Below are 19,297 nucleotides of genomic sequence, written 5' to 3'. Positions count from 1 at the left end.
TGCCGGGCCGCCTGCGCGCCGTACCCTCGTCTGTGTGCGTCAGTCGTCATCTCCGGCCGCCCCGACGGCCACCGCCGCGCCGTACGCGGAGCGCCTCGGGCTGCCCTGGTGGGCCTGGCCGGCCGGGCTGGCCGCGGCCGTCCTGCTCGCGGTCGAGCTGTGGATGGGCGCGACCGGGGTACGCGCCTGGCTGCCGTTCGTCCTGCTGATCCCCGCCGCCGTGGCCGGCCTGTGGTGGCTGGGCCGGATCCGGGTCGAGGTGCGTGACGGCGAGCTGCGGGTGGACGACGCCCACCTGCCGGTGCGGTACGTCGCGGATGTGGTGCCGCTGGACGCGGCCGGCCGGCGCGAGGTGCTCGGTGTCGGCTCCGACCCGCTGGCCTTCGTGGTGCAGCGGCCGTGGATCGGCGGTGCGGTGCAGGTGGTGCTGGACGACCCGGCCGACCCGACTCCGTTCTGGGTGGTCAGCACCCGGCATCCGGTCCAGCTGGCGACCGCCCTGCTGGCCGCCCGCGACGCGGCCTGACGGTCCTTCGCGGCCCGGCCCGGCGCTGCCGCCGAGGCTCGGCGCCGCCGGTCAGGACGGCTTGTCCGGCAGGGCCCGCGCGGTCCGCCGCAGGTCCTTGCGCAGCTGCTCGCCGAGCGCGCGGGTGGCCCGGCGGTTGAGGTAGCCGGCCACGGCGGCGCCGGTCAGGAACGGCCCGAGCGTGGTGAGGTTGCGCCCGAAACGGCGCATCAGGCTGTCGCGTAGTTCGCGGCGGGCGGCGGTGCCGAGCACCGCGCTGACCCCGACACCGGGCATCATCGGGTTGATCCCCCGCTGGGTGGCCCAGGACTGCACGAGCGCCACGGCACGGCCGGTGCCGCCGGCCGGCAGCGCCACCCGGTGGACCTCGTGCAGCTCGCCGATCAGCTTCAGCTCGATCGCCACCACTGCCACCGTCTCGGCGGCCAGCAGCACGGGTGCGGAGAGCAGGGTGGGCGTCACCGCCCACTCGACGGCGGCGACCCCGCCGCCCGCGGCGCCGACCCCGGCGGTGGCGCGGGACGCGTTGCGGACCAGCCGGTCGGCGAGCGCCTCGTCGTCCAGGCCGGGGAAGTGCCGCCGCAGCGTGGCGAGGTCACGGATCGGCACGTGCGGTGCGACCTCGGCGACCGTGTCGGTCATCCAGCGCACCGCGGCACGGGGCTTGAACAGGTCGCTGATCCCGCGGGCGCGTGCCTGTCCGACCAGCCGGGTGAGCAGCTGCCGCCGGCGGGCGGGCGCGATGTCGTCGGCGGTCAGGGCGGCGACGGTGGCGCCCAGCTCCTCGGTGTCCGGGCTGTCCGGGCCGGGTACCTCCGGGCCGGGCGTGTCCGGGCCGACTTGTTCGCTGCGCTCGCTCACCCGTCCGCCCTCCTGCTCCGCGCGGCGTGGCAGCCGCCCGTACGAGTCAAGCAGCTCCCGGCCACGCGCGCACGGCGGCGGCTCGAACAGCGGCGGCCCCGTCGAGGAGGCCGCCGCTGGTGTCCCCGGTCGGGATCAGACGCACTCGCGGCAGATCAGGTCGCCGTTGCGCTCGACCGCCAGCTGGCTGCGGTGGTGGACCAGGAAGCAGCGGGCGCACCGGAACTCGTCCTGCTGCATCGGGAGGACCTTGACCGTGAGCTCCTCGTCGGCCAGATCGGCGCCGGGCAGCTCGAAGCTCTCGGCCACCTCGGCCTCGTCGACGTCCACGGCGCCCGACTGTGAGTCGACCCGCCGGGCCTTGAGCTCTTCCAGGCTGTCCTCGCCGAGGTCGACCTCGTCGCGACGCGGGGCGTCGTAGTCGGTGGCCATCGGTTTCACTCTCCAATATCGATATTGTCGCTGCCGGTTGTAACGCCGGACGACGCCGTTTCGGTTCCCCTGACCGGCCACCATCTCTGTCGGGCACCCGACCCGACGAGCGGTGGGCCGGGCCCGCCGGTGCGAAATGCCCCCGGTGAGCGCGGAACCTTACCCCCCCTGTGGGCGAGGCATGTATACCGCCCTCGCGGGAGAGATGTACGCCTCTGCGCCCGAAGTTGTTCCCAATGTGACTCAGGCGACACGAAGATAGGGGTAGTCCTACCGGTTCACCGCCCGGCGCGCCGGTATGTCGGACTGTTTCCACGCCTGAGCCGGACAAGCGTTAACCTCAGCGGCGTACTGACGGCCGACCGGTCGCGGCCCGGCCGCGTCGCCCGCCACCACCCAATCACTGTCCGGGGAGCGCCCAGGATGAGTTTTGCGCGAGTGCGAGCACTCGTTGTCGTCGGACTGCTGGCGGCTGTCGCCCTGGTCGTCGTGGTCGTCGCCGTGCTGAAGGACAGCCAGGGCACAGCCGGTACGGCGGCCGCCTGCCCGGACGGCTGGCCGCTGGTCGACCTGCGGCTGCGGGAGCAGAAGGACGTCAAGATCAACGTCTACAACGCCACCGACGAGGCCGGCCGGGCCGGCAGCGTCGCGGACGACTTCCGCAACCGCAAGTTCCAGGTCAAGAAGGTCGGCAACGAGAAGAAGGCGTTCGACGGCGTGGCCCAGTTGCGGTTCGGGCCCAAGGCCGTCGGCTCGGCGCACCTGCTGCGCGCGTACTTCCTGAACGAGGCCAACCAGGACTTCGACGCGAACCGCAAGGACGACGTGGTCGACGTGGTCCTGGGCAACCAGTTCCAGCAGCTCGCCACCACCACCGAGGTCAACCAGTCGCTCGGCGACCTGGGCGCGCCGCAGGCGCCGCCCGAGACCTGCCCGATGCCGATCGAGAAGTAGCCGACGGCGGCCCGGCGACGCGGGGCGGTCTCCCTGCGGGGGAGGCCGCCCCGTCGCGTGCCTGGTGCCGGTCACGGCCCGCCGGAGGCGTCCAGGTCGGCCAGCCGGTCGTGCAGCGGCCCGTGCAGCGCCGGCGGTGCCGCGAGCACCATGTCCGGTCCGGCCGGGCGGCCGGACAGGCCGGTCACCAGCAGCCCGGCCTCCCGGGCGACCAGCCCGCCGGCGGCCAGGTCCCAGTCGGCCAGCCCCTTCTCGTAGTACGCGTCCACCCGCCCCTCGGCGGCCAGGCAGAGATCGAGCGCGGCGGCGCCCATCCGGCGGATGTCCCGGATGTGCGGGATCAGCTCGGTCACCACCCGCGCCTGGTGCGCCCGGCGGCCGGCGTCGTAGCCGAACCCGGTGGCGACGAGCGCCTGCCCGAGATCGGTCGCGGTGGAACCCTGCAGCCGCTGACCGTCGCGCCACGCGCCGCCGCCGAGCGTCGCGGTCCACTCCTCGCCGGTGACGACGTTGCGAACCACCCCGGCGACCACCTCACCGGCCACCTCGGCGGCCAGCGAGACGGCGCAGTAGGGCAGCCCGTACAGGTAGTTCACGGTTCCGTCGATCGGGTCGAGGATCCAGCGCACGCCGTCGTCGCCGGCCGGGCCGGTCTCCCCCGCGCCGTACTCCTCGCCCAGCACCGCGTCGCCGGGCCGCCGCTGCCGCAGCGCGGCGACCACCTGCCGCTCCACCGCCCGGTCGGCGGCGGTGACCACGTCGGTCACCGTGCTCTTGGTCGCGGCCACCGAGACACCCTCGACCCGCATCCGGTACGCGGTGGCGGCGGCCTCCCGGGCCACGTCGACAGCGATCGTGAGCAACTCCCGCGCCGTGGGCGTCGAGGTGATCATGTTTCTCCCCTTCCCGCACGATCGGGACCGGCCGTCTCGCGCGCGGGTATCATCCTTACAAAGTCCACATCTGCGCCGAATCTGCGGTCCCGGACCGCGGGTCCGCCGTGCGGCGCGGGATGATCGCGGCAGACGGCGTTACAATTCACCCTGCCCACGCGCCACGGACCGCCAGCGACCGGACGGGCCGGGACACGGGGGTCCTCAACGACTCGCCCGGCGCGGCCGTCCCATGCTGCGCCGGACGACCCGGCCGTGCTCGCTCTTTCGCCTCCGGAAGGTCTTCGTGACAGATCCCCGCCAGACCGGCGCCGACGTTCGCTCGCTCACCGACACCCTGATCGCCCACGCGCAGAGCGCCGGCGGCCAGCTCACGTCGGCCCAGCTCGCGCGCACCGTCGAGTCCGCTGAGGTGACCCCGGCCCAGGCCAAGAAGATCCTCCGCGCACTCTCCGAGGCGGGCGTGACGGTGGTGGTGGACGGCTCGGCGAGCACCCGCCGCCGCGTCGCCGCCGCCCGGTCCGCCACCCCGGCCTCCCGCGCGACCACCGCCAAGACCACCAAGAAGGCCGCCGCGCCCGCCCCGAAGCAGGCTCCGGCCGCCGAGGAGTCGCCCGCACCGGCCCCCCGGAAGGCGACCGCGCGCAAGGCCACCACCGCCGACGTGGCGAAGGCCGCGGCCCCGGCGAAGGCCACCAAGGCGACCCGCGCCACCAAGGCCACGGTGGCGGCGAAGACCGCCGCGGCCAAGCCGGCCAAGGCCGGTGGCAAGGCCGAGGGCCCCGACGGTGAGATCGACCCGGAGGAACTGGCTGCCGCGATCGAGGACGTGGTGGTCGAGGAGCCGGCCGAGCTGACCCAGGCCGCCGAGGCCGACGCGGCCAGCTCCGCCACCGACAACGACTTCGAGTGGGACGACGAGGAGTCCGAGGCGCTCAAGCAGGCGCGCCGGGACGCCGAGCTGACCGCCTCCGCCGACTCCGTGCGGGCGTACCTGAAGCAGATCGGCAAGGTGCCGCTGCTCAACGCCGAGCAGGAGGTCGAGCTGGCCAAGCGGATCGAGGCCGGCCTCTACGCCGCCGAGCGGCTGCGCGCCGCCGACGAGGGCGAGGAGAAGCTGGTCCGCGATCTCCAGCGCGACCTGATGTGGATCTCCCGGGACGGCGAGCGCGCCAAGAACCACCTGCTGGAGGCCAACCTCCGCCTGGTGGTCTCCCTGGCCAAGCGCTACACCGGTCGCGGCATGGCCTTCCTCGACCTCATCCAGGAGGGCAACCTCGGCCTCATCCGCGCCGTCGAGAAGTTCGACTACACCAAGGGCTACAAGTTCTCCACCTACGCCACCTGGTGGATCCGCCAGGCCATCACCCGCGCCATGGCCGACCAGGCCCGCACCATCCGCATCCCGGTGCACATGGTCGAGGTGATCAACAAGCTCGGCCGCATCCAGCGTGAGCTGCTCCAGGACCTGGGCCGCGAGCCCACCCCGGAGGAGCTGGCCAAGGAGATGGACATCACACCGGAGAAGGTGCTGGAGATCCAGCAGTACGCCCGGGAGCCCATCTCGCTCGACCAGACCATCGGCGACGAGGGTGACAGCCAGCTCGGCGACTTCATCGAGGACTCCGAGGCGGTCGTCGCCGTCGACGCGGTGTCGTTCTCGCTGCTGCAGGACCAGCTCCAGCAGGTCCTGCAGACGCTGTCCGAGCGTGAGGCGGGCGTGGTGCGCCTGCGTTTCGGCCTCACCGACGGCCAGCCGCGCACTCTGGACGAGATCGGCCAGGTGTACGGCGTGACCCGGGAACGCATCCGGCAGATCGAATCCAAGACCATGTCCAAGTTGCGGCACCCCTCGCGTTCCCAGGTGCTCCGCGACTACCTGGACTGACCGCGCACGTCAACAAATCGTGCCGGTTTGATCACCAGCCGTAGAACACTCTTTGGTGATCGTTCGGTTGCCTGTTTGTGATCGTTGACGTGGCACCCTTGGTGCACGGCACACTGTCCTCCACGCCAGGTGTGACCTCGGTCCCCCGCGGGCACACAGGGAAGGCAGGGCCCGAGATGGGTGTTGCACGATAGGTGAGCAACCGAAGAGAGTGTTCATCGGTGACGACCAGAGGAGGAAGGCGATGACCCCGACCCTCACGCCGCCGCCCGAGACGGTGAGCCCCCCGGCCGCCGATGAACGGTGCGACCGCTGCAATGCTGCCGGCAAGCTCCGCATCACTCTGGCGGGTGGGAGCGAGCTGGTGTTCTGTGGGCACCACGCGAACAAGTACGCGGAGGATCTCGTCAAGATCACCGTGCGCTACGCGTCGGACCCGGAGTTCAGCTGGCGAGGCGCCGATCTGATGGCGAACTGAGGTCCGACAACAAGTCCACAACCCGACATGACCGGCCGGAGGCACCCGCAAGGGGAGCCTCCGGCCGGTTTTTCGTGCCCGGTCGTCCCGGCCGACCCGTCAGAGGGTCTGCACGGTGGCGATGCGCTCCTCGAGCTGCTCGATCGTGGCCTGCGCGCTGGGCGGGCCGCCGCAGATCCGGCGCAGCTCGGCGTGGATCTTGCCGTGCGGCTGGCCGGTGTGGTGGTGCCGCGCGGCCACCAGGGCGTTCAGTTGCCGCCGTAACGCCACCCGGCGCTGGGCGGCACTCATCGGTGGGGGCGCCGCCGCCGGGACCGCAGCGGCCGGCTCAGCGGTCCGCTGGGCGGCCCGGCGCTTCTGCGCGGCGAGTTGCTCGGCCTGCCGCTTGGTCAGCAGCAGCGAGACCTGGTCGGCGGTGAGCAGACCGGGCAGACCGAGGTATTCCTCCTCCTCGGGCGTGCCGGCCTGGGCGGCGGTGCCGAACGAGGCGCCGTCGAAGATCACCTGGTCCAGCTCGGCGGTCGCGGAGAGCGCCGCGAAACGCTTCTCCAGCTCCCCGCTGGCGCCGTCGTCGCGCTGGGCGCGCTCCAGCAGGTCGTCGTCGAAACCCTCGCGGTCCTTCGGCTTGCCGAGCACGTGGTCCCGCTCGGCCTCCATCTCGCTGGCGAGCCCGAGCAGGTGCGGCACGCTGGGCAGGAAGACCGACGCGGTCTCGCCGGAACGGCGGGCCCGGACGAACCGGCCGATCGCCTGCGCGAAGTACAGCGGGGTGCTGGCACTCGTCGCGTACACGCCGACGGCGAGCCGGGGGATGTCGACGCCCTCGGAGACCATCCGCACCGCGACCAGCCACCGCTGCCGGGAGGCGGCGAACGTCGCGATCCGCGCGGACGCGCCCTGGTCGTCCGAGAGCACCACGGCGGCCTTCTCACCGGTCACCTGCTCCAGCAGCTTCGCGTACGAGCGGGCCACCTGCTGGTCGCTGGCGATGACCAGGCCGCCCGCATCAGGCATGCCGTTGGCGCGCAGCACGCTCAGCCGGGCGTCGGCGGCGCGCAGCACCTGCGGCATCCAGTCGCCGGCCGGGTCCAGCGCGGTACGCCACGCCTGGGCGATCAGGTCCTGCGTCATCGGCTCGCCGAGGCGGGCGGCCAGTTCCTCACCGGCGTTCGTGCGCCAGCGGGTCTCCCCCGAGTACGCCAGGAACAGCACCGGCCGGACCACACCCTCGCGCAGCGCGTCGGAGTAGCCGTAGACCGAGTCGGCACGGGAGCGCAGCAGCCCGTCGCCGCCGCGCTCGTAGCTGACGAACGGGATCGGGTTGTCGTCGGAGCGGAACGGCGTACCGGTGAGCATCAGCCGGCGTACCGCGGGCTCGAACGCCGCCTTCACACCGTCGCCCCAGGTACGCGAGTCGCCGGCGTGGTGGATCTCGTCCAGGATGACGAGCGTGCGGCGGGTCATGGTGCGCCGGCGGTGCACCTGCGGCGCCATGCCCACCTGGGCGTAGGTGACCACCGCGCCGTGGAAGTCGGCGGCGGAGTGCAGGTCGGCGTTGCGGAACGCGGCGTCGAGCTGGATGCCGACCCGGGCGGCGGCCTGCGCCCACTGGGTCTTCAGGTGCTCGGTCGGCGCGACCACGGTGACCGCCTCGACGGTGCCGTCGGCGAGCAGCTCGGCGGCGATGCGCAGCGCGAACGTGGTCTTACCGGCGCCGGGCGTGGCGACCGCGGTGAAGTCCTCGGTCCGGCGGCGCAGGTATTCCACGAGCGCCTTGCGTTGCCACGCGCGCAGGGGCGGGAACGTGTCGAGCGCCGGCATCCGCGGTGGCACGCGTAGCTCCTCTCCGCCGCGGACGGCGGCGGGCCCGACCGGGGCCACGGGAGCCGCCGCCCATGAAAACGCCCTCGCGCATCCGGTGCCGCGAAGGCCGGTTCAGCATAACCAGCGCGGGCCGTACGCCCCACTCGACGCCACGCCTGTCACATCCGCCCACCCCGGCGGGAGGCGGGTCAGGTCAGTGGTCCCCGGGTGCCGGTGCGTGGCGGCCGCATCGTCGCCACCGGGGCGGACCAGCGCCGGCGCAGCGCGATCAGGCGCAGCCCGAACACGAACAGCGCGGCGCCGGTGAGCGGCACGGCGGTGGCCTGTCCGCACGCCGACAGCAGCGCCACCGCGATCGAACCGGCGAGCGCGGCCAGGGCGTAGATCTCGCGGCGCAGCACCACCGGGATCTCGCCGGTGAGCAGGTCCCGGCCGAGCCCGCCGCCGATCGCGGTGAGCATGCCGATCATGCAGGCGCCCACGGCCGGCACGGCGGCGTCGAGGGCCTTGAGCGTGCCGGTGACGGTGAACAGGCCGAGGCCCGCCGCGTCCAGCACCAGCACCGTGGTGCGCAGCCGGGCGAGCTGGGGGTGCAGCCAGAACACGGCGGTGGCGGTGACCGCCGCGGTGGCGGCGTAGCGCCAGTCGGCGAACGCCAGTGGGGGCACCTCGTCGATGGCCAGGTCGCGGAAGATGCCGCCGCCGAGCGCGGCGACCACGCCGACGAATACCACCCCGAACAGGTCGAGCCGTTTCGCCACCGCCGCGGAGGCGCCGGAGGCGGCGAAGACCGCCACGCCGGTCAGGTCGGCGAGGAGCAGGGCGGTGGAGGTGGTCACCGCCGCAGGTTACGTCCAGGGGCGGCGGAGCCGCCCGGGATCACTCGGCGTACGAGTCGTAGATCTCCTTGCACTTCGGGCACACGGGCGAGCCCGGCTTGGCCGCCTTGGTGACCGGGAACGTCTCGCCGCAGAGCGCGACCACGTAGGTGCCCATGACGGCACTCTCGGCGATCTTCTCCTTGCGGACGTAGTGGAACATCTCCGGACCAGTGTCCGCGTCCTTCAGCTCGGGACGCTCGAGAACCTCTGTGCTCACGACTCCACCTCCGGCGTTCCAGTTTTGCAGGTCGGTCCGCCCCGGTCCACCTGGGCCCCGGCCGGAAGCGGCCCGTACGGTAACCGACGTGACCAACTTTCACATCAGTCTCGGTAGTGAGGTGGCCGACGCCCTGCGGGACGGCCGCCCGGTCGTGGCGTTGGAGAGCACGATCGTCTCGCACGGGCTGCCCCGCCCGGACAACCTGCGGGTGGCGCGCGAGATCGAGCAGGCGGTACGGGACGCGGGGGCGGTGCCGGCCACCATCGGCATGGTCGCCGGCGAGCTGCGGGTGGGGCTGGACGACGCCCAGCTCACCCGGCTCGCCACCGTCGACGGCGTGAACAAGCTCTCGGTCCGTGATCTGGCCCCGGCGGCGGCGACCGGCGCCGACGGCGCCACCACGGTGGCGGCCACGAGCGCTGTCGCGGCGGCGGCCGGGATCGGCGTGTTCGCCACCGGTGGGCTCGGCGGCGTGCACCGGGAGGCGGCGCAGACCTTCGACGAGTCGGCCGACCTGGTCACGCTGGCCCGGACGCCGATCGCCGTGGTCTGCGCCGGGGTGAAGTCGATCCTCGACGTGGGCGCCACGCTGGAGCGGCTGGAGACGCTCGGGGTGGGCGTGGTCGGCTACCGCACCCGCCGCTTCCCCGGCTTCTACCTCACCGACGCGGGCTTCGACCTGGACTGGTCGGTCGAGTCGCCGGAGCAGGTGGCGGACGTGCTGGCCGCCCGCGCGGCGCACGGCGTGCACCACGGCGGCCTGGTGGTGGCCAACCCGTTGCCCGCCGACGAGCAGCTCGACCCGGCGCTGCACGACCGCACGCTCGCCGAGGGACTGGCCGCGCTGGCCCGCGAGGGGATCACCGGCAAGGCCGTCACCCCGTTCCTGCTGTCGCACTTCCACTCCGCGACAGAGGGCGCCAGCCTGGCGGTGAATGTCCGGATCATCCTGCGCAACGCCGACCTCGCGGCCCGGATCGCGGTCGCCGCGGCGACCCGCCGCGTCCCATGAGCGCCACGCCGCGGATAGTCGTCGTCGGCGACGTGATCACCGACGTGCTCGCGGTGCTGTCCGGGCCGCTCGCCACCGGCTCGGACACCCCGGCCGGGATCCGGTTCAGCGGCGGCGGGCAGGCGGCGAACACCGCGGCCTGGCTCGCCGGGCAGGGCGCCGCGGTGACGCTTGTCGCCGCCGTCGGCGACGACGAGACCGGCCGGGAGCGGGTGGCCGAGCTGACCCGCATCGGTGTCGACTGCGCGGTCGAGCGGCACGAGGGCTACCCGACCGGCACCGTCATCGTGCTCGCCCACGACGGGGAGCGCACGATGATCAGCCAGCGGGGCGCGAACCTGCGGCTGACCGCCGCGCACGTGGACGCGGCGCTGGCCGCCGCGCCCGACGCCGGGCATCTGCACCTGTCCGCGTACGCCCTGTTGGACGTCGGGTCGCGCGGCGCCGGCCTGCGCGCGCTGGCCACCGCCCGCGAGCGCGGGCTGACCGTCAGCGTCGACGCGGCGTCCGCGGCGCCGCTGCGGCGCGTCGGCGGGGCGTTCCTGACCTGGGTACGCGACGTCGACCTGCTGCTGGTCAACACGGACGAGGCGACGGTGCTGGCCGGCGGGCTGGACCCGGCGGCGCAGGCGCGGGCGCTGACCGCTGTGGCGCACCGGGTGGTGGTCAAGCGCGGCGCGGCGGGCGCGGTGTGGGTGGAGCGCGGCGGCGTGGTGGAGTTCGCGCCGGCGCCAGGCGTGGACGTGGTGGACGTGACCGGGGCCGGGGACGCGTTCGCGGCCGGGCTGCTCACCGCGTGGCTGGCCGGGGCCGACCCGCGGGCCGCGCTGGCCCGCGCCGGTGACCTGGGCGCGCTGGCCGTGACGACGGTGGGCGCCCGCCCGGCTCCCTGACGGCGGTGGCCGGTCCGGGCGGTGCTCCGCCCGGGCCGGTCAGGGCTCGGCGTCGATGATCTTGTGCGGGTTCTCCTCGGCGGTCAGAGCAGTGGGCGCGGGCTCCTCGCGGCGCCGCTTTTGGAACCGGTTCGCCAGCCGGTGCTCCTCCTTGGGCGGCCGGTCGTTGGCGAGCAGCACGGCGAGCCAGGGCACGAGCACCATGCCGAGCGCGCACAGCGGCAGCCAGAGCCAGAGCAGCGGGGCCTTCGCGCCGACCAGGATCGCGCCCGCCACCAGACACGCGACCCGGATGGCCATCATCAGCACGTATCGCTTCTGCCGGCTGTTGAGCTGGTCGTCCTGGCTGCGCGGGGCGTCGGTGATCAGTATCGGCTGGTACGCCTGACGCTTCACCACGGACCTCCTACGAGGGGATAGGGCCCATCCTGTCACTCCGGACGGATGATCGGCGAAATTCGTGACAGCCGGACGCGTGTTACGTGCGTGGTACGCTTCGCCCGTGGCCAACCGGTTCAGCTTCACCGACGAGGCGCTGGCTAACCTGCGGGTCTACGACGTCACGCCCGGGGAAGTCTGGGAGGCCCTGCACAGCAACCGCCGGGTCATCCGGCACCTCGGTGACGACGTGATGGTGGTCTACGCCACCGACCACCGGGGCCGGCGGCTCGCCGTGCTGCTGGCCGAGGCCGACAGCACCGACAACGACTGGGACATCCTCTCCGCCCGCGAGCTGAGCGACGTCGAGGCCAAGCGCTACGACGAGGTGGTGCGGAGATCACGCCGACGAGGAGGCGGTCACGATGCACCGTGACGAGGCGACCAAGCGGTTCCACGCCGGAGGCGACGCGTTCGCCGACCTGATCGACGACACGTCACCGGCGCAGCTGCCCACCCCGGACACCGACGTGCCGATGGTCAGCCGGTCGGTCCGGCTCCCGCTGGAGACGTACGAGCGGGTCCGTGCCGCCGCCGACGCGCGCGGCATCGGCGTGACCACGCTGATGCGGCAGTGGATCGAGGCCGGCCTGGCCGACCTGGACGACTCGGCCACCGTCTCGCTGGCCGACGTACGCCGCGCGCTGGCGTCGCTGTCCCGCCCGACCGCCGCCTGACGGCTCACGCCTCGGGGCCGGCCTCGTCGAGCGCCTCCCGCCCGATCGGCGAGGCGGAGGGCTCCGGCGGCCGGTGCCAGGCCCGGCGGGCGTCGGCGAACGCGACGAGCGCCAGCACGAGGGCCACCGCGCCGAGCGCGAACATCGCCGGCACGGTCGCCAGCGCGGGCAGGAGCAGCACCAGGACCAGCAGCCCGGCCAGCCGGGGTCGGGACACCCGGCCGAAGATCTCGTACTCGAACCGGGAGCGGGCGGCCAGGAACAGCGCCGGGCCGCCCACCACGAAGACCAGCCAGTTCGGCCGGGCCGTGTCGTACGGGTGGGTGATGACCAGTTCGTAGCCGACCGCGGCACTGAGCACGCCGAGCACCATGAACAGGTGGGTCTGCGCCGCCGACTCGGCCAGCCGCCCCGGCGTGCCGGCCATCCGCAGCGCCTCCGCCAGCAGGTGACCGGCCCGGTAGAAGTAGATCCGCCAGAGCAACGCCGTGATCACGAACGAGATCGCGAACGCCACCGCCGCTTCGCCGGAGAACTCCTTCCCGCTGTAGGTCACGCCGATCACCAGAATCGACTCACCGAGCGCGATGAGGAAGATCTGCTGGTAGCGCTCGGCGAGGTGCTCCCCGGTGACCTGCCACCGGCGAACCCGCGACGCCCCGAGCCGGGGCAGCGGCCAGCCCAGCAACGTGCCCGCCTGGTCCACGGCGAGCGCGAAGACCCACAGCGCGAGGCGCGGGCCGGGCAACAGCGCGCCGGCGATCCAGAGCGGGGCGCTGAATCCGGCCCAGGCGGCCAGCCGCAGCGGAACCATCCGGCGCGGATGCCTCCGCAGCGCCGCCGCGATCAGCAGCGGCCGGCCGACCATCACCGCCACGTACGCGAGCGCGAACGGCAGCGCCCGCTCCTCAAGCGCCCGGGGCAGCGTCACCCCCAGCACCAGGCTGCCGAACATGGTGCCGACCACCACGAACTGGATGACCATGCGCTCCGGCTCGTACCGGCTGGTCACCCAGGTGGTGAGGGTCCAGACCTGCCAGAGCACCAGGAACAGCAGCAGGGTCTTGCCCACCTCGGCGGCGACCGCCCCGGCGGAGCCCTCGATGCCGTTGATCAGGCGCTGCGAGACCCGGGTCAGCGCGAACACGAAGACCAGGTCGAAGAAGAGTTCCAGGAACGTGGCCCGCCCCGGGCTGGACCCGGTACGCAGCAGCGCCCCGCCCCGCTGCTCGGTCATCGTCCGCCCCCGTCCCCCGTCCTGGCGACAAACGACAGGGACGGCGGGCCGGTTGCGGCGGCGGGCGGCGGATCAGCCCTTCGCGGCCTTCGCCTCCGCCTTCATCCGCTGCTTGAACTCGCGTACGCGGCGCAGCGAGTCCGGATCGGTCACGTCGGCCACGGACCGGTGGGCGTCCGCGTCGCCGTAGTCGCCGGCCGCCTCGCGCCAGCCGTCCGGGGTGATCCCGAACCGCTTGCCGAGCAGCGCGACGAAGATCTGTGCCTTCTGCCGGCCGAACCCGGGCAGCTCACCCACCCGGCGCAGCAGCTCCCGGCCGTCGGTCACGTCGGACCAGAGCCGGGCCGGGTCACCGTCGTAGCGCTCGACGAGCGCCCGGCACACCTCCTGCACCCGGGCCGCCATCGCCTTGGGGAAGCGGTGCAGCGCGGGCGGCCGGGCGAAGATCTCCACCAGGGCCTCGGGGTCGTACCCGGCCAGCTCCGCGGCGTCGGGCTCGTGGCCGAGCCGCTGTGCCAGCACGTACGGGGAGGAGAACGCCTTCTCCATCGGCACCTGCTGGTCCAGCACCATGCCGAGGAGCAGGGCCAGCGGGCTGCGTGCCAGCAGCTCGCTCGCCTGCGGGTCGATGGGCAGTGACAGCGTCATGGGGACCATAGTGCCGCGCCGTACGCCGGTCGGGGGCGGCGACTCCCCGGCGACGTGACGCGGCCCGGCGGACCCCTGGGAGGTCCACCGGGCCGCGGCCCACGGTGTGGTCAGGTCACCGGTGCCGTCAGTTGACGACGAAGAGCAGCCGGTTCGGCGAGCCCGAGCCCGGGCTGGTCACCTTGCCGGTGGTGGCGTTGCTGGTCAGGTAGCTGGCCACCTGAGCCGGGGTGTAGGAGGTGTTGGCGGACAGGACGAGCGCCGCCGCGCCGGCCACGTGCGGGGACGCCATCGAGGTGCCGCTGATCGTGTTGGTGGCGGTGTCGCTGGTACGCCACGCCGAGGTGATCGACGAACCCGGGGCGAAGATGTCCACGCAGGAGCCGTAGTTGGAGTAGGAGGCACGGGCGTCGGTGCTGGTGGTGGCGCCCACCGTGATCGCCGAGGCGACCCGGGCCGGCGACGAGTTGCACGCGTTGGCGCTGGAGTTGCCGGCCGCGAGCGCGTACGTGATGCCGGAGTTGATCGAGTTGGCCACCGCGTTGTCCAGCGTGGTGCTGGCGCCGCCGCCGAGGCTCATGTTCGCCACGGCGGGCTTCACCGCGTTCGAGGTGACCCAGTTGACGCCGCTGATCACGCCGGCGGTGGTGCCGCTGCCGGAGCAGTTGAGCACCTTGACGGCCACCAGGCGCACGCCCTTGGCCACGCCGTACTTGGTGCCGCCGACAGTGCCGGCGACGTGGGTGCCGTGGCCGTTGCAGTCGGTGTTGTTGGTGTCGACCGTGTTGGTGCCCCAGGTGGCCCGGCCGCCGAAGTCGCTGTGCGTGGTGCGGATGCCCGTGTCGATGATGTAGGCGCGCACGTTGCTGGCGGTGTTCGGGTAGGTGAAGGTGCTGTTCAGCGGCAGGTTGCGCTGGTCGATCCGGTCCAGGCCCCAGGTGGCGCCGGTCTGGGTGCCCTGGGTGGTCATGACGCGGTCCTGCTCGACGTACGCGACGGACGGGTCGGCGGCGAGCCGGCGCGCCTGGGCGGGGGTCATCTTCGCGCTGTAGCCGGTGAGAGCGGAGCTCCACACCGTGCCGACGTTGCCACCGTAGCGCTTGGCCAGGCCGGCGGCCCGGTCCGGCACGGCGGTACGGGCGGCGAGGGTGTTCGCGGTGCCGACCGCGTCGCCCTTGAGCACGACCACGTAGCTGCCGCTGACGGCGTCGGCGGCACCGGCGTACCGGATCTCCCCGGTGGGCGCGGCGAGAGCGGGCGTGGAGGCGGCGGCGGCGAAGGCCGCGGCGGCGGCCGTGACGGCGAGCGCACGCAGCGCGCGGCGCCGGGGAAGGGACACGTCGGGCATCGTCTGGCTCCCTACCGGGGCAGCCCGGTTTGTGGCCGGATCACCCCATCGACGGATGTTGGCAGGAATGCTAACCAGAGATCGACAAACATGAAAGAGATAGTTGCCGATAGATACGGTCCACGTTATGGATCGGCGGGTGCTCGCCACGCCGGACGACGCCCGAGGCAGGATGAGCACGTGGACCGTCACGACATGCTGCTCTCCCCCGCCGGGGTCGACGCGCTGCGCACCGCGCTGACGCTCGCCCGCTTCACCGCCAACGGGATCGCCGACCGCCTGGGCCCGCAGACCACCGGCGCGGTGGCCCGCAACGACTACCGGGCCGCGCTGCGCGCCACCGAGGACCGGGACCGGCTGGCCACGCTGATCCGCGTCTTCATCTGCGACCAGACCGAGCCGGAGGCGGCGCTCGCCGACGCGCTGGCTCCGCTGGCGCTGGACGAGGCGCTGGCCGGGGGCATCGTGGAGCGGCACGGCGACGGCCTGCGCGCCGGGGTCGACCTGGAGCCGTACGGCGACGACTGGTGGGTGCTCGCCGACGTGCCCGCAAGTGCCCGGCCCGGGCGCCCGCTGCACTCCGAGCACGTACTGGGCATCGGCGGCGCCACCCAGACGCTGATCTCGGCCGCCGTGCGGCCGGTCGTGGACACCGCGCTCGACCTGGGTACCGGTTCCGGCGTGCAGGCGCTGCACCTGGGCACCCACGCCCGCCGGGTCACCGCCACCGACGTCTCCGAGCGGGCGCTGCGGTTCGCCGCCACCACCGCCGCGCTCAACGGCCAGGACTGGGAGCTGCTGCGCGGCGACATGGTCGCCCCGGTGGCCGGGCGCCGCTTCGACCTGGTGGTCAGCAACCCGCCGTTCGTGGTCGGCCCGGGCACCACCACGCACGTCTACCGGGACTCCGGGCGGGTCGGCGACGCGATCGGCGCGGAACTGGCCGCTGCCGCGCCGGACCTGCTCACCGAGGGCGGCACCATGCAGTACCTGGCGAACTGGGTGCACGTCACCGGCGAGGACTGGGCCGAGCGGGTCACCGGCTGGTTCGCCGGCACCGGCCTGGACGCCTGGGTCATCCAGCGCGAGGTGGCCGACCCGATGGCGTACGTGAACCTGTGGCTGACCGACGTGGGCGAGAGCGCCGACCCGCAGCGGATGGCGGCCTGGCTGGACTGGTTCGACGCGCACAAGGTCGAGGCGATCGGCTTCGGCATCGTCTCGCTGCGCCGCTCCGGCCACGACCAGCCGGTCGTGCGGGTGGAGGACCTGCGCCAGCGGGTCGAGCCGCCGCTGGGCGACCGGATCGGCGAGTGGTTCACCAGGCAGAACTGGCTGCGCGCCCGGGACACCGAGGGCCTGCTCGCCGCCCGCTACCGTGCCGCCGAAGGGCTCCAGCTCCGGCAGGAGGCCACCATGTGCGACGACGGCTGGGCGGTGGACCGGCAGGTCCTGGCCATGCCTCGCGGCCTGCGCTGGTCGGAGGAGATCGACCCGCTGGTGCTCGCCCTGGTCGGCGGCGCCGACGGCCGGCTGCCGCTGCGCGACCAGCTCGCCCTGCTCGCCGCCGCGCACGACGTGGCACCGGACGAGCTGGCCGAGGCGGCCGGACCGATCGTGGCGCACCTGGTCGAGCGCGGCATCGTCGAGCCGGTGACCGACTGATGCGGGCGGTGGTGCAGACCGTCGGCCGGGCCCGGGTGACTGTCGGCGACGAGGTGACCGGCGAGATCTCCGACGGGCTGCTGGTGCTGCTCGGCGTCACCCACACCGACACCCCGCAGGTGGCCGCCACGATGGCCCGCAAGCTGCACGAGCTGCGCATCCTCGACGACGAGCGCAGCGCCGCCGACGTCGGGGCGCCGCTGCTCGTGGTCAGCCAGTTCACGCTCTACGGCGACGCGCGCAAGGGCCGGCGGCCGAGCTGGACCGCCGCCGCGCCCGCCGAGGTGGCCGAACCCCTGGTGGACGCCGTGGTCGAGCAGTTGCGCGCCCGGGGCGCGAAGGTGGAGACCGGCCGGTTCCGCGCCCACATGCTGGTGGAGAGCGTCAACGTCGGTCCCCGGACCCTCGTACTCGACCTCTAGAAGAACAGGCCCCGGCGGGACAGCGACTGCCGCAGCCAGCCGTCGAGCTGGGCGGCCCAGTCCGTGTGGTCCGCGGTCGCGTGGTCCACGGTGAACCGGCCGAACGCGTCCCGGCCCTCGGTGAACAGGCCGCCCCGCTTGTCCAGCTCCAGCACCACGTGGACCTGGCGCGGATCGGTCACGAAGGTGACCTCCAGCTGGTTCATCGCGCCCGCGTACTGCGGCGCCGGGTAGAACTCGATCTCCTGGTAGAACGGCAACTGCTGGTGCAGGCCGTAGATGTGTCCGCGCTCGACGTCGGCACGGGCGAAGCGGAAGCCCAGCCGCAGCAGCGCCTCCAGCAGCCGCTCGTGGGCCGGCAGCGGGTGCACCGACACGGCGTCCATGTCACCCTTGTCCACCGCCCGGGCCACCTCCAGCTCGGTACGCAGACCCATCGTCATGCCGTGCAGGTGCTGGCCGTACAGGTCGGTCAGCGGGGTCTCCCAGGGCACCTGGAAGCGGAACGGCACGTCGTGACGCTGCCCCGGCTCCAGCCGGAACGGGCCGGTCATCTGAGCCCGGCCGAACTCCTGGTTGACGTCGTACTCGCTGTCGGAGCTCTCCACCTCGACCCGCGTGACCAGGCCGAGTGCGACGTAGCTCACGTCCACCGGGTGGTCACCGCCGACCACCTGGATCCGGCCCTCCAGAACGCCGCCCGGGCGGCAGTTCGGGTTGGCCAGCACCGTCTCCACCGACGGTCCGCCCACACCCATCGCCTGCATGAGCCGCTTGAAGACCACCACGTTCTCCGATCATCAGTGCCGGGCCGGCCCCGACGGCCGGTCGGTGGCACGGTAACCGCGCCGGGCAAGGGAATGCCGGATTCCCACGTGGATTCCTGTCGGGTCCCCGATCGCCTCACTCCCGTCTCACGCCCCGACCGCCAAGCTGTGTGTCATCGGCCACCACCGCGTGGGCGGCACGGGACCGGTAGGCACGTCGGACACGGGGAGAACAGAGATGACCCAGCAGATGATCGAGCACCAGGACATGGACGTCACCCTCACGGACCTCGACGCCACCGACGAGCGCGGCGTCTCCACCGACCTGGTCCGGGCGTACCTGAACGGCATCGGCCGCACCAAGCTGCTCACCGCGGCGCAGGAGGTCGAGCTGAGCAAGCGGATCGAGGCCGGCCTCTTCGCCGAGGAGAAGCTGGCCACCTGCACCCCCGTCTCCGCCGAGCTGCGCGCGGACCTGGCGCTGATCGCGGCCGAGGGCCGCGCCGCCAAGGACCACCTGCTGGAGGCCAACCTGCGGCTGGTGGTGAGCATCGCCAAGCGCTACACCGGTCGCGGCATGGCCTTCCTCGACCTCATCCAGGAAGGCAACCTCGGCCTCATCCGCGCCGTCGAGAAGTTCGACTACACCAAGGGCTACAAGTTCTCCACCTACGCCACCTGGTGGATCCGCCAGGCCATCACCCGCGCCATGGCCGACCAGGCCCGCACCATCCGCATCCCGGTGCACATGGTCGAGCAGGTCAACCGGATGGTCCGGGTACGCCGCGAGCTGTCGGTGACGCTGGGCCGCGAGCCCACGGTGAGCGAGGTGGCGGTGGCGCTGGAGATCCCGGAGTTCCAGGTGATCGAGCTGATCTCCTACGACCGGGAGCCGGTCAGCCTGGACCAGGCCGTCGGCGAGGACGGCGAGAGCGCGCTCGGCGACTTCGTCGCCGCCGTCGACCCGCGTACCGAGCCGGGCGACGCCGCCACCAACGGCGAGCTGCGCAACGAGGTCCGCATCGTGCTGGCCACGCTGTCCCAGCGGGAGCAGGCGGTGATCCGGCTGCGCTTCGGCCTGGACGACGGCCGGCAGCGCACGCTGGACGAGGTCGGCCGCGAGTTCGGTCTGTCCCGGGAGCGGATCCGGCAGATCGAGAAGGTCACGCTGCTCAAGCTGCGCGACCCGGAGCGGGCGAACCGGCTGGAGGCCTACGCCTGCTGATCCACCCC

22 protein-coding genes are annotated in these 19,297 nt (G+C 73.0%); 11 read left to right on the top strand and 11 right to left on the bottom strand.

Annotation, left to right across the window (positions count from 1 at the left end):
• Positions 1-34: 34 nt before the first annotated feature.
• Positions 35-526 (top strand): DUF3093 domain-containing protein, encoded by a 492-nt coding sequence (locus tag IRY44_RS26935; RefSeq protein ID WP_194803000.1) that lies wholly within the window; start codon positions 35-37, stop codon positions 524-526.
• Between the two features lie 51 nt (positions 527-577).
• On the opposite strand, the gene IRY44_RS26930 is transcribed toward IRY44_RS26935, so the two are convergent.
• Positions 578-1,306, bottom strand: a complete 729-nt coding sequence (locus IRY44_RS26930) for a hypothetical protein (RefSeq protein WP_194803039.1) — start codon at positions 1,304-1,306, stop codon at positions 578-580.
• 216 nt (positions 1,307-1,522) lie between these two features.
• On the bottom strand, positions 1,523-1,819 hold the full coding sequence (locus IRY44_RS26925) for a DUF4193 domain-containing protein (protein ID WP_013284790.1): 297 nt from the start codon (positions 1,817-1,819) through the stop codon (positions 1,523-1,525).
• A 438-nt stretch (positions 1,820-2,257) separates the two neighbouring features.
• Between IRY44_RS26925 and IRY44_RS26920 the strand changes: the two genes are divergently transcribed.
• Entirely contained in the window at positions 2,258-2,773 is a 516-nt protein-coding gene (locus IRY44_RS26920) for a LytR C-terminal domain-containing protein (protein WP_194803038.1), read from the top strand.
• Positions 2,774-2,844: 71 nt separating this feature from the next.
• Here IRY44_RS26920 and IRY44_RS26915 read toward each other — a convergent pair whose 3' ends face one another.
• Entirely contained in the window at positions 2,845-3,666 is an 822-nt protein-coding gene (locus IRY44_RS26915; RefSeq protein ID WP_194802999.1) for an inositol monophosphatase family protein, read from the bottom strand.
• Positions 3,667-3,952: 286 nt separating this feature from the next.
• On the opposite strand from IRY44_RS26915, the gene IRY44_RS26910 reads away from it, so the two are divergent.
• Both IRY44_RS26910 and IRY44_RS26905 read left to right on the top strand, forming a co-directional pair.
• The gene (locus tag IRY44_RS26910) at positions 3,953-5,554 is read left to right on the top strand and encodes an RNA polymerase sigma factor (RefSeq protein ID WP_194802998.1); all 1,602 of its coding nucleotides are present in this window, start codon (positions 3,953-3,955) and stop codon (positions 5,552-5,554) included.
• A gap of 244 nt (positions 5,555-5,798) precedes the next feature.
• The gene (locus IRY44_RS26905; RefSeq protein WP_013284786.1) at positions 5,799-6,032 is read left to right on the top strand and encodes a hypothetical protein; all 234 of its coding nucleotides are present in this window, start codon (positions 5,799-5,801) and stop codon (positions 6,030-6,032) included.
• Between the two features lie 99 nt (positions 6,033-6,131).
• On the opposite strand, the gene IRY44_RS26900 is transcribed toward IRY44_RS26905, so the two are convergent.
• From IRY44_RS26900 to IRY44_RS26890, 3 genes are all read right to left on the bottom strand, one after another.
• Entirely contained in the window at positions 6,132-7,853 is a 1,722-nt protein-coding gene (locus IRY44_RS26900) for a DEAD/DEAH box helicase (RefSeq protein ID WP_194803037.1), read from the bottom strand.
• Positions 7,854-8,044: 191 nt separating this feature from the next.
• Complete coding sequence (locus IRY44_RS26895; RefSeq protein WP_194802997.1) at positions 8,045-8,695, bottom strand: trimeric intracellular cation channel family protein; 651 nt, start codon at positions 8,693-8,695, stop codon at positions 8,045-8,047.
• 40 nt (positions 8,696-8,735) lie between these two features.
• Positions 8,736-8,954: a DUF3039 domain-containing protein gene (locus IRY44_RS26890; RefSeq protein WP_013284783.1), complete on the bottom strand. Its 219-nt coding sequence runs from the start codon at positions 8,952-8,954 to the stop codon at positions 8,736-8,738.
• An 88-nt stretch (positions 8,955-9,042) separates the two neighbouring features.
• Here IRY44_RS26890 and IRY44_RS26885 point away from each other — a divergent pair, with 88 nt between their 5' ends.
• On the top strand, positions 9,043-9,969 hold the full coding sequence (locus tag IRY44_RS26885; RefSeq protein ID WP_194802996.1) for a pseudouridine-5'-phosphate glycosidase: 927 nt from the start codon (positions 9,043-9,045) through the stop codon (positions 9,967-9,969).
• On the top strand, positions 9,966-10,862 hold the full coding sequence (locus IRY44_RS26880) for a carbohydrate kinase family protein (RefSeq protein WP_194802995.1): 897 nt from the start codon (positions 9,966-9,968) through the stop codon (positions 10,860-10,862). Before IRY44_RS26885 ends, IRY44_RS26880 begins: the two co-directional genes overlap by 4 nt.
• Positions 10,863-10,901: 39 nt before the next feature.
• On the opposite strand, the gene IRY44_RS26875 is transcribed toward IRY44_RS26880, so the two are convergent.
• Positions 10,902-11,258: a DUF3099 domain-containing protein gene (locus tag IRY44_RS26875; protein ID WP_194803036.1), complete on the bottom strand. Its 357-nt coding sequence runs from the start codon at positions 11,256-11,258 to the stop codon at positions 10,902-10,904.
• A gap of 106 nt (positions 11,259-11,364) precedes the next feature.
• Here IRY44_RS26875 and IRY44_RS26870 point away from each other — a divergent pair, with 106 nt between their 5' ends.
• Together IRY44_RS26870 and IRY44_RS26865 are read left to right on the top strand one after the other, a co-directional pair.
• The gene (locus tag IRY44_RS26870; protein WP_269696350.1) at positions 11,365-11,676 is read left to right on the top strand and encodes a hypothetical protein; all 312 of its coding nucleotides are present in this window, start codon (positions 11,365-11,367) and stop codon (positions 11,674-11,676) included.
• Complete coding sequence (locus IRY44_RS26865; protein WP_013284778.1) at positions 11,666-11,977, top strand: hypothetical protein; 312 nt, start codon at positions 11,666-11,668, stop codon at positions 11,975-11,977. Before IRY44_RS26870 ends, IRY44_RS26865 begins: the two co-directional genes overlap by 11 nt.
• A gap of 4 nt (positions 11,978-11,981) precedes the next feature.
• On the opposite strand, the gene IRY44_RS26860 is transcribed toward IRY44_RS26865, so the two are convergent.
• From IRY44_RS26860 to IRY44_RS26850, 3 genes are all read right to left on the bottom strand, one after another.
• Complete coding sequence (locus tag IRY44_RS26860) at positions 11,982-13,214, bottom strand: low temperature requirement protein A (protein ID WP_194802993.1); 1,233 nt, start codon at positions 13,212-13,214, stop codon at positions 11,982-11,984.
• 72 nt (positions 13,215-13,286) lie between these two features.
• A complete protein-coding gene (locus IRY44_RS26855; RefSeq protein ID WP_194802992.1) occupies positions 13,287-13,871 on the bottom strand; it encodes an HhH-GPD-type base excision DNA repair protein in 585 nt (194 codons plus the stop codon).
• A gap of 118 nt (positions 13,872-13,989) precedes the next feature.
• Complete coding sequence (locus tag IRY44_RS26850; protein ID WP_194802991.1) at positions 13,990-15,210, bottom strand: S8 family peptidase; 1,221 nt, start codon at positions 15,208-15,210, stop codon at positions 13,990-13,992.
• A gap of 180 nt (positions 15,211-15,390) precedes the next feature.
• On the opposite strand from IRY44_RS26850, the gene IRY44_RS26845 reads away from it, so the two are divergent.
• Complete coding sequence (locus tag IRY44_RS26845; protein ID WP_194802990.1) at positions 15,391-16,875, top strand: methyltransferase; 1,485 nt, start codon at positions 15,391-15,393, stop codon at positions 16,873-16,875.
• Entirely contained in the window at positions 16,875-17,297 is a 423-nt protein-coding gene (gene dtd, locus IRY44_RS26840) for a D-aminoacyl-tRNA deacylase (RefSeq protein ID WP_194802989.1), read from the top strand. The genes IRY44_RS26845 and dtd overlap by 1 nt, the downstream gene beginning before the upstream one ends.
• Here the strand turns inward: dtd and IRY44_RS26835 are convergent.
• Positions 17,294-18,082 (bottom strand): sporulation protein, encoded by a 789-nt coding sequence (locus IRY44_RS26835; protein WP_194803035.1) that lies wholly within the window; start codon positions 18,080-18,082, stop codon positions 17,294-17,296. The genes dtd and IRY44_RS26835 overlap by 4 nt on opposite strands.
• A 220-nt stretch (positions 18,083-18,302) precedes the next feature.
• On the opposite strand from IRY44_RS26835, the gene sigB reads away from it, so the two are divergent.
• Positions 18,303-19,289, top strand: a complete 987-nt coding sequence (gene sigB / locus IRY44_RS26830; RefSeq protein WP_194802988.1) for an RNA polymerase sigma factor SigB — start codon at positions 18,303-18,305, stop codon at positions 19,287-19,289.
• Positions 19,290-19,297: the final 8 nt, after the last annotated feature.

Origin of the sequence: Micromonospora sp. ANENR4, assembly GCF_015354395.1 — a bacterium.
Lineage (GTDB): Bacteria > Actinomycetota > Actinomycetes > Mycobacteriales > Micromonosporaceae > Micromonospora > Micromonospora aurantiaca.
Note: the sequence above shows the minus strand (reverse complement) of the source record. Positions and strands in the feature narration are given on the sequence as shown.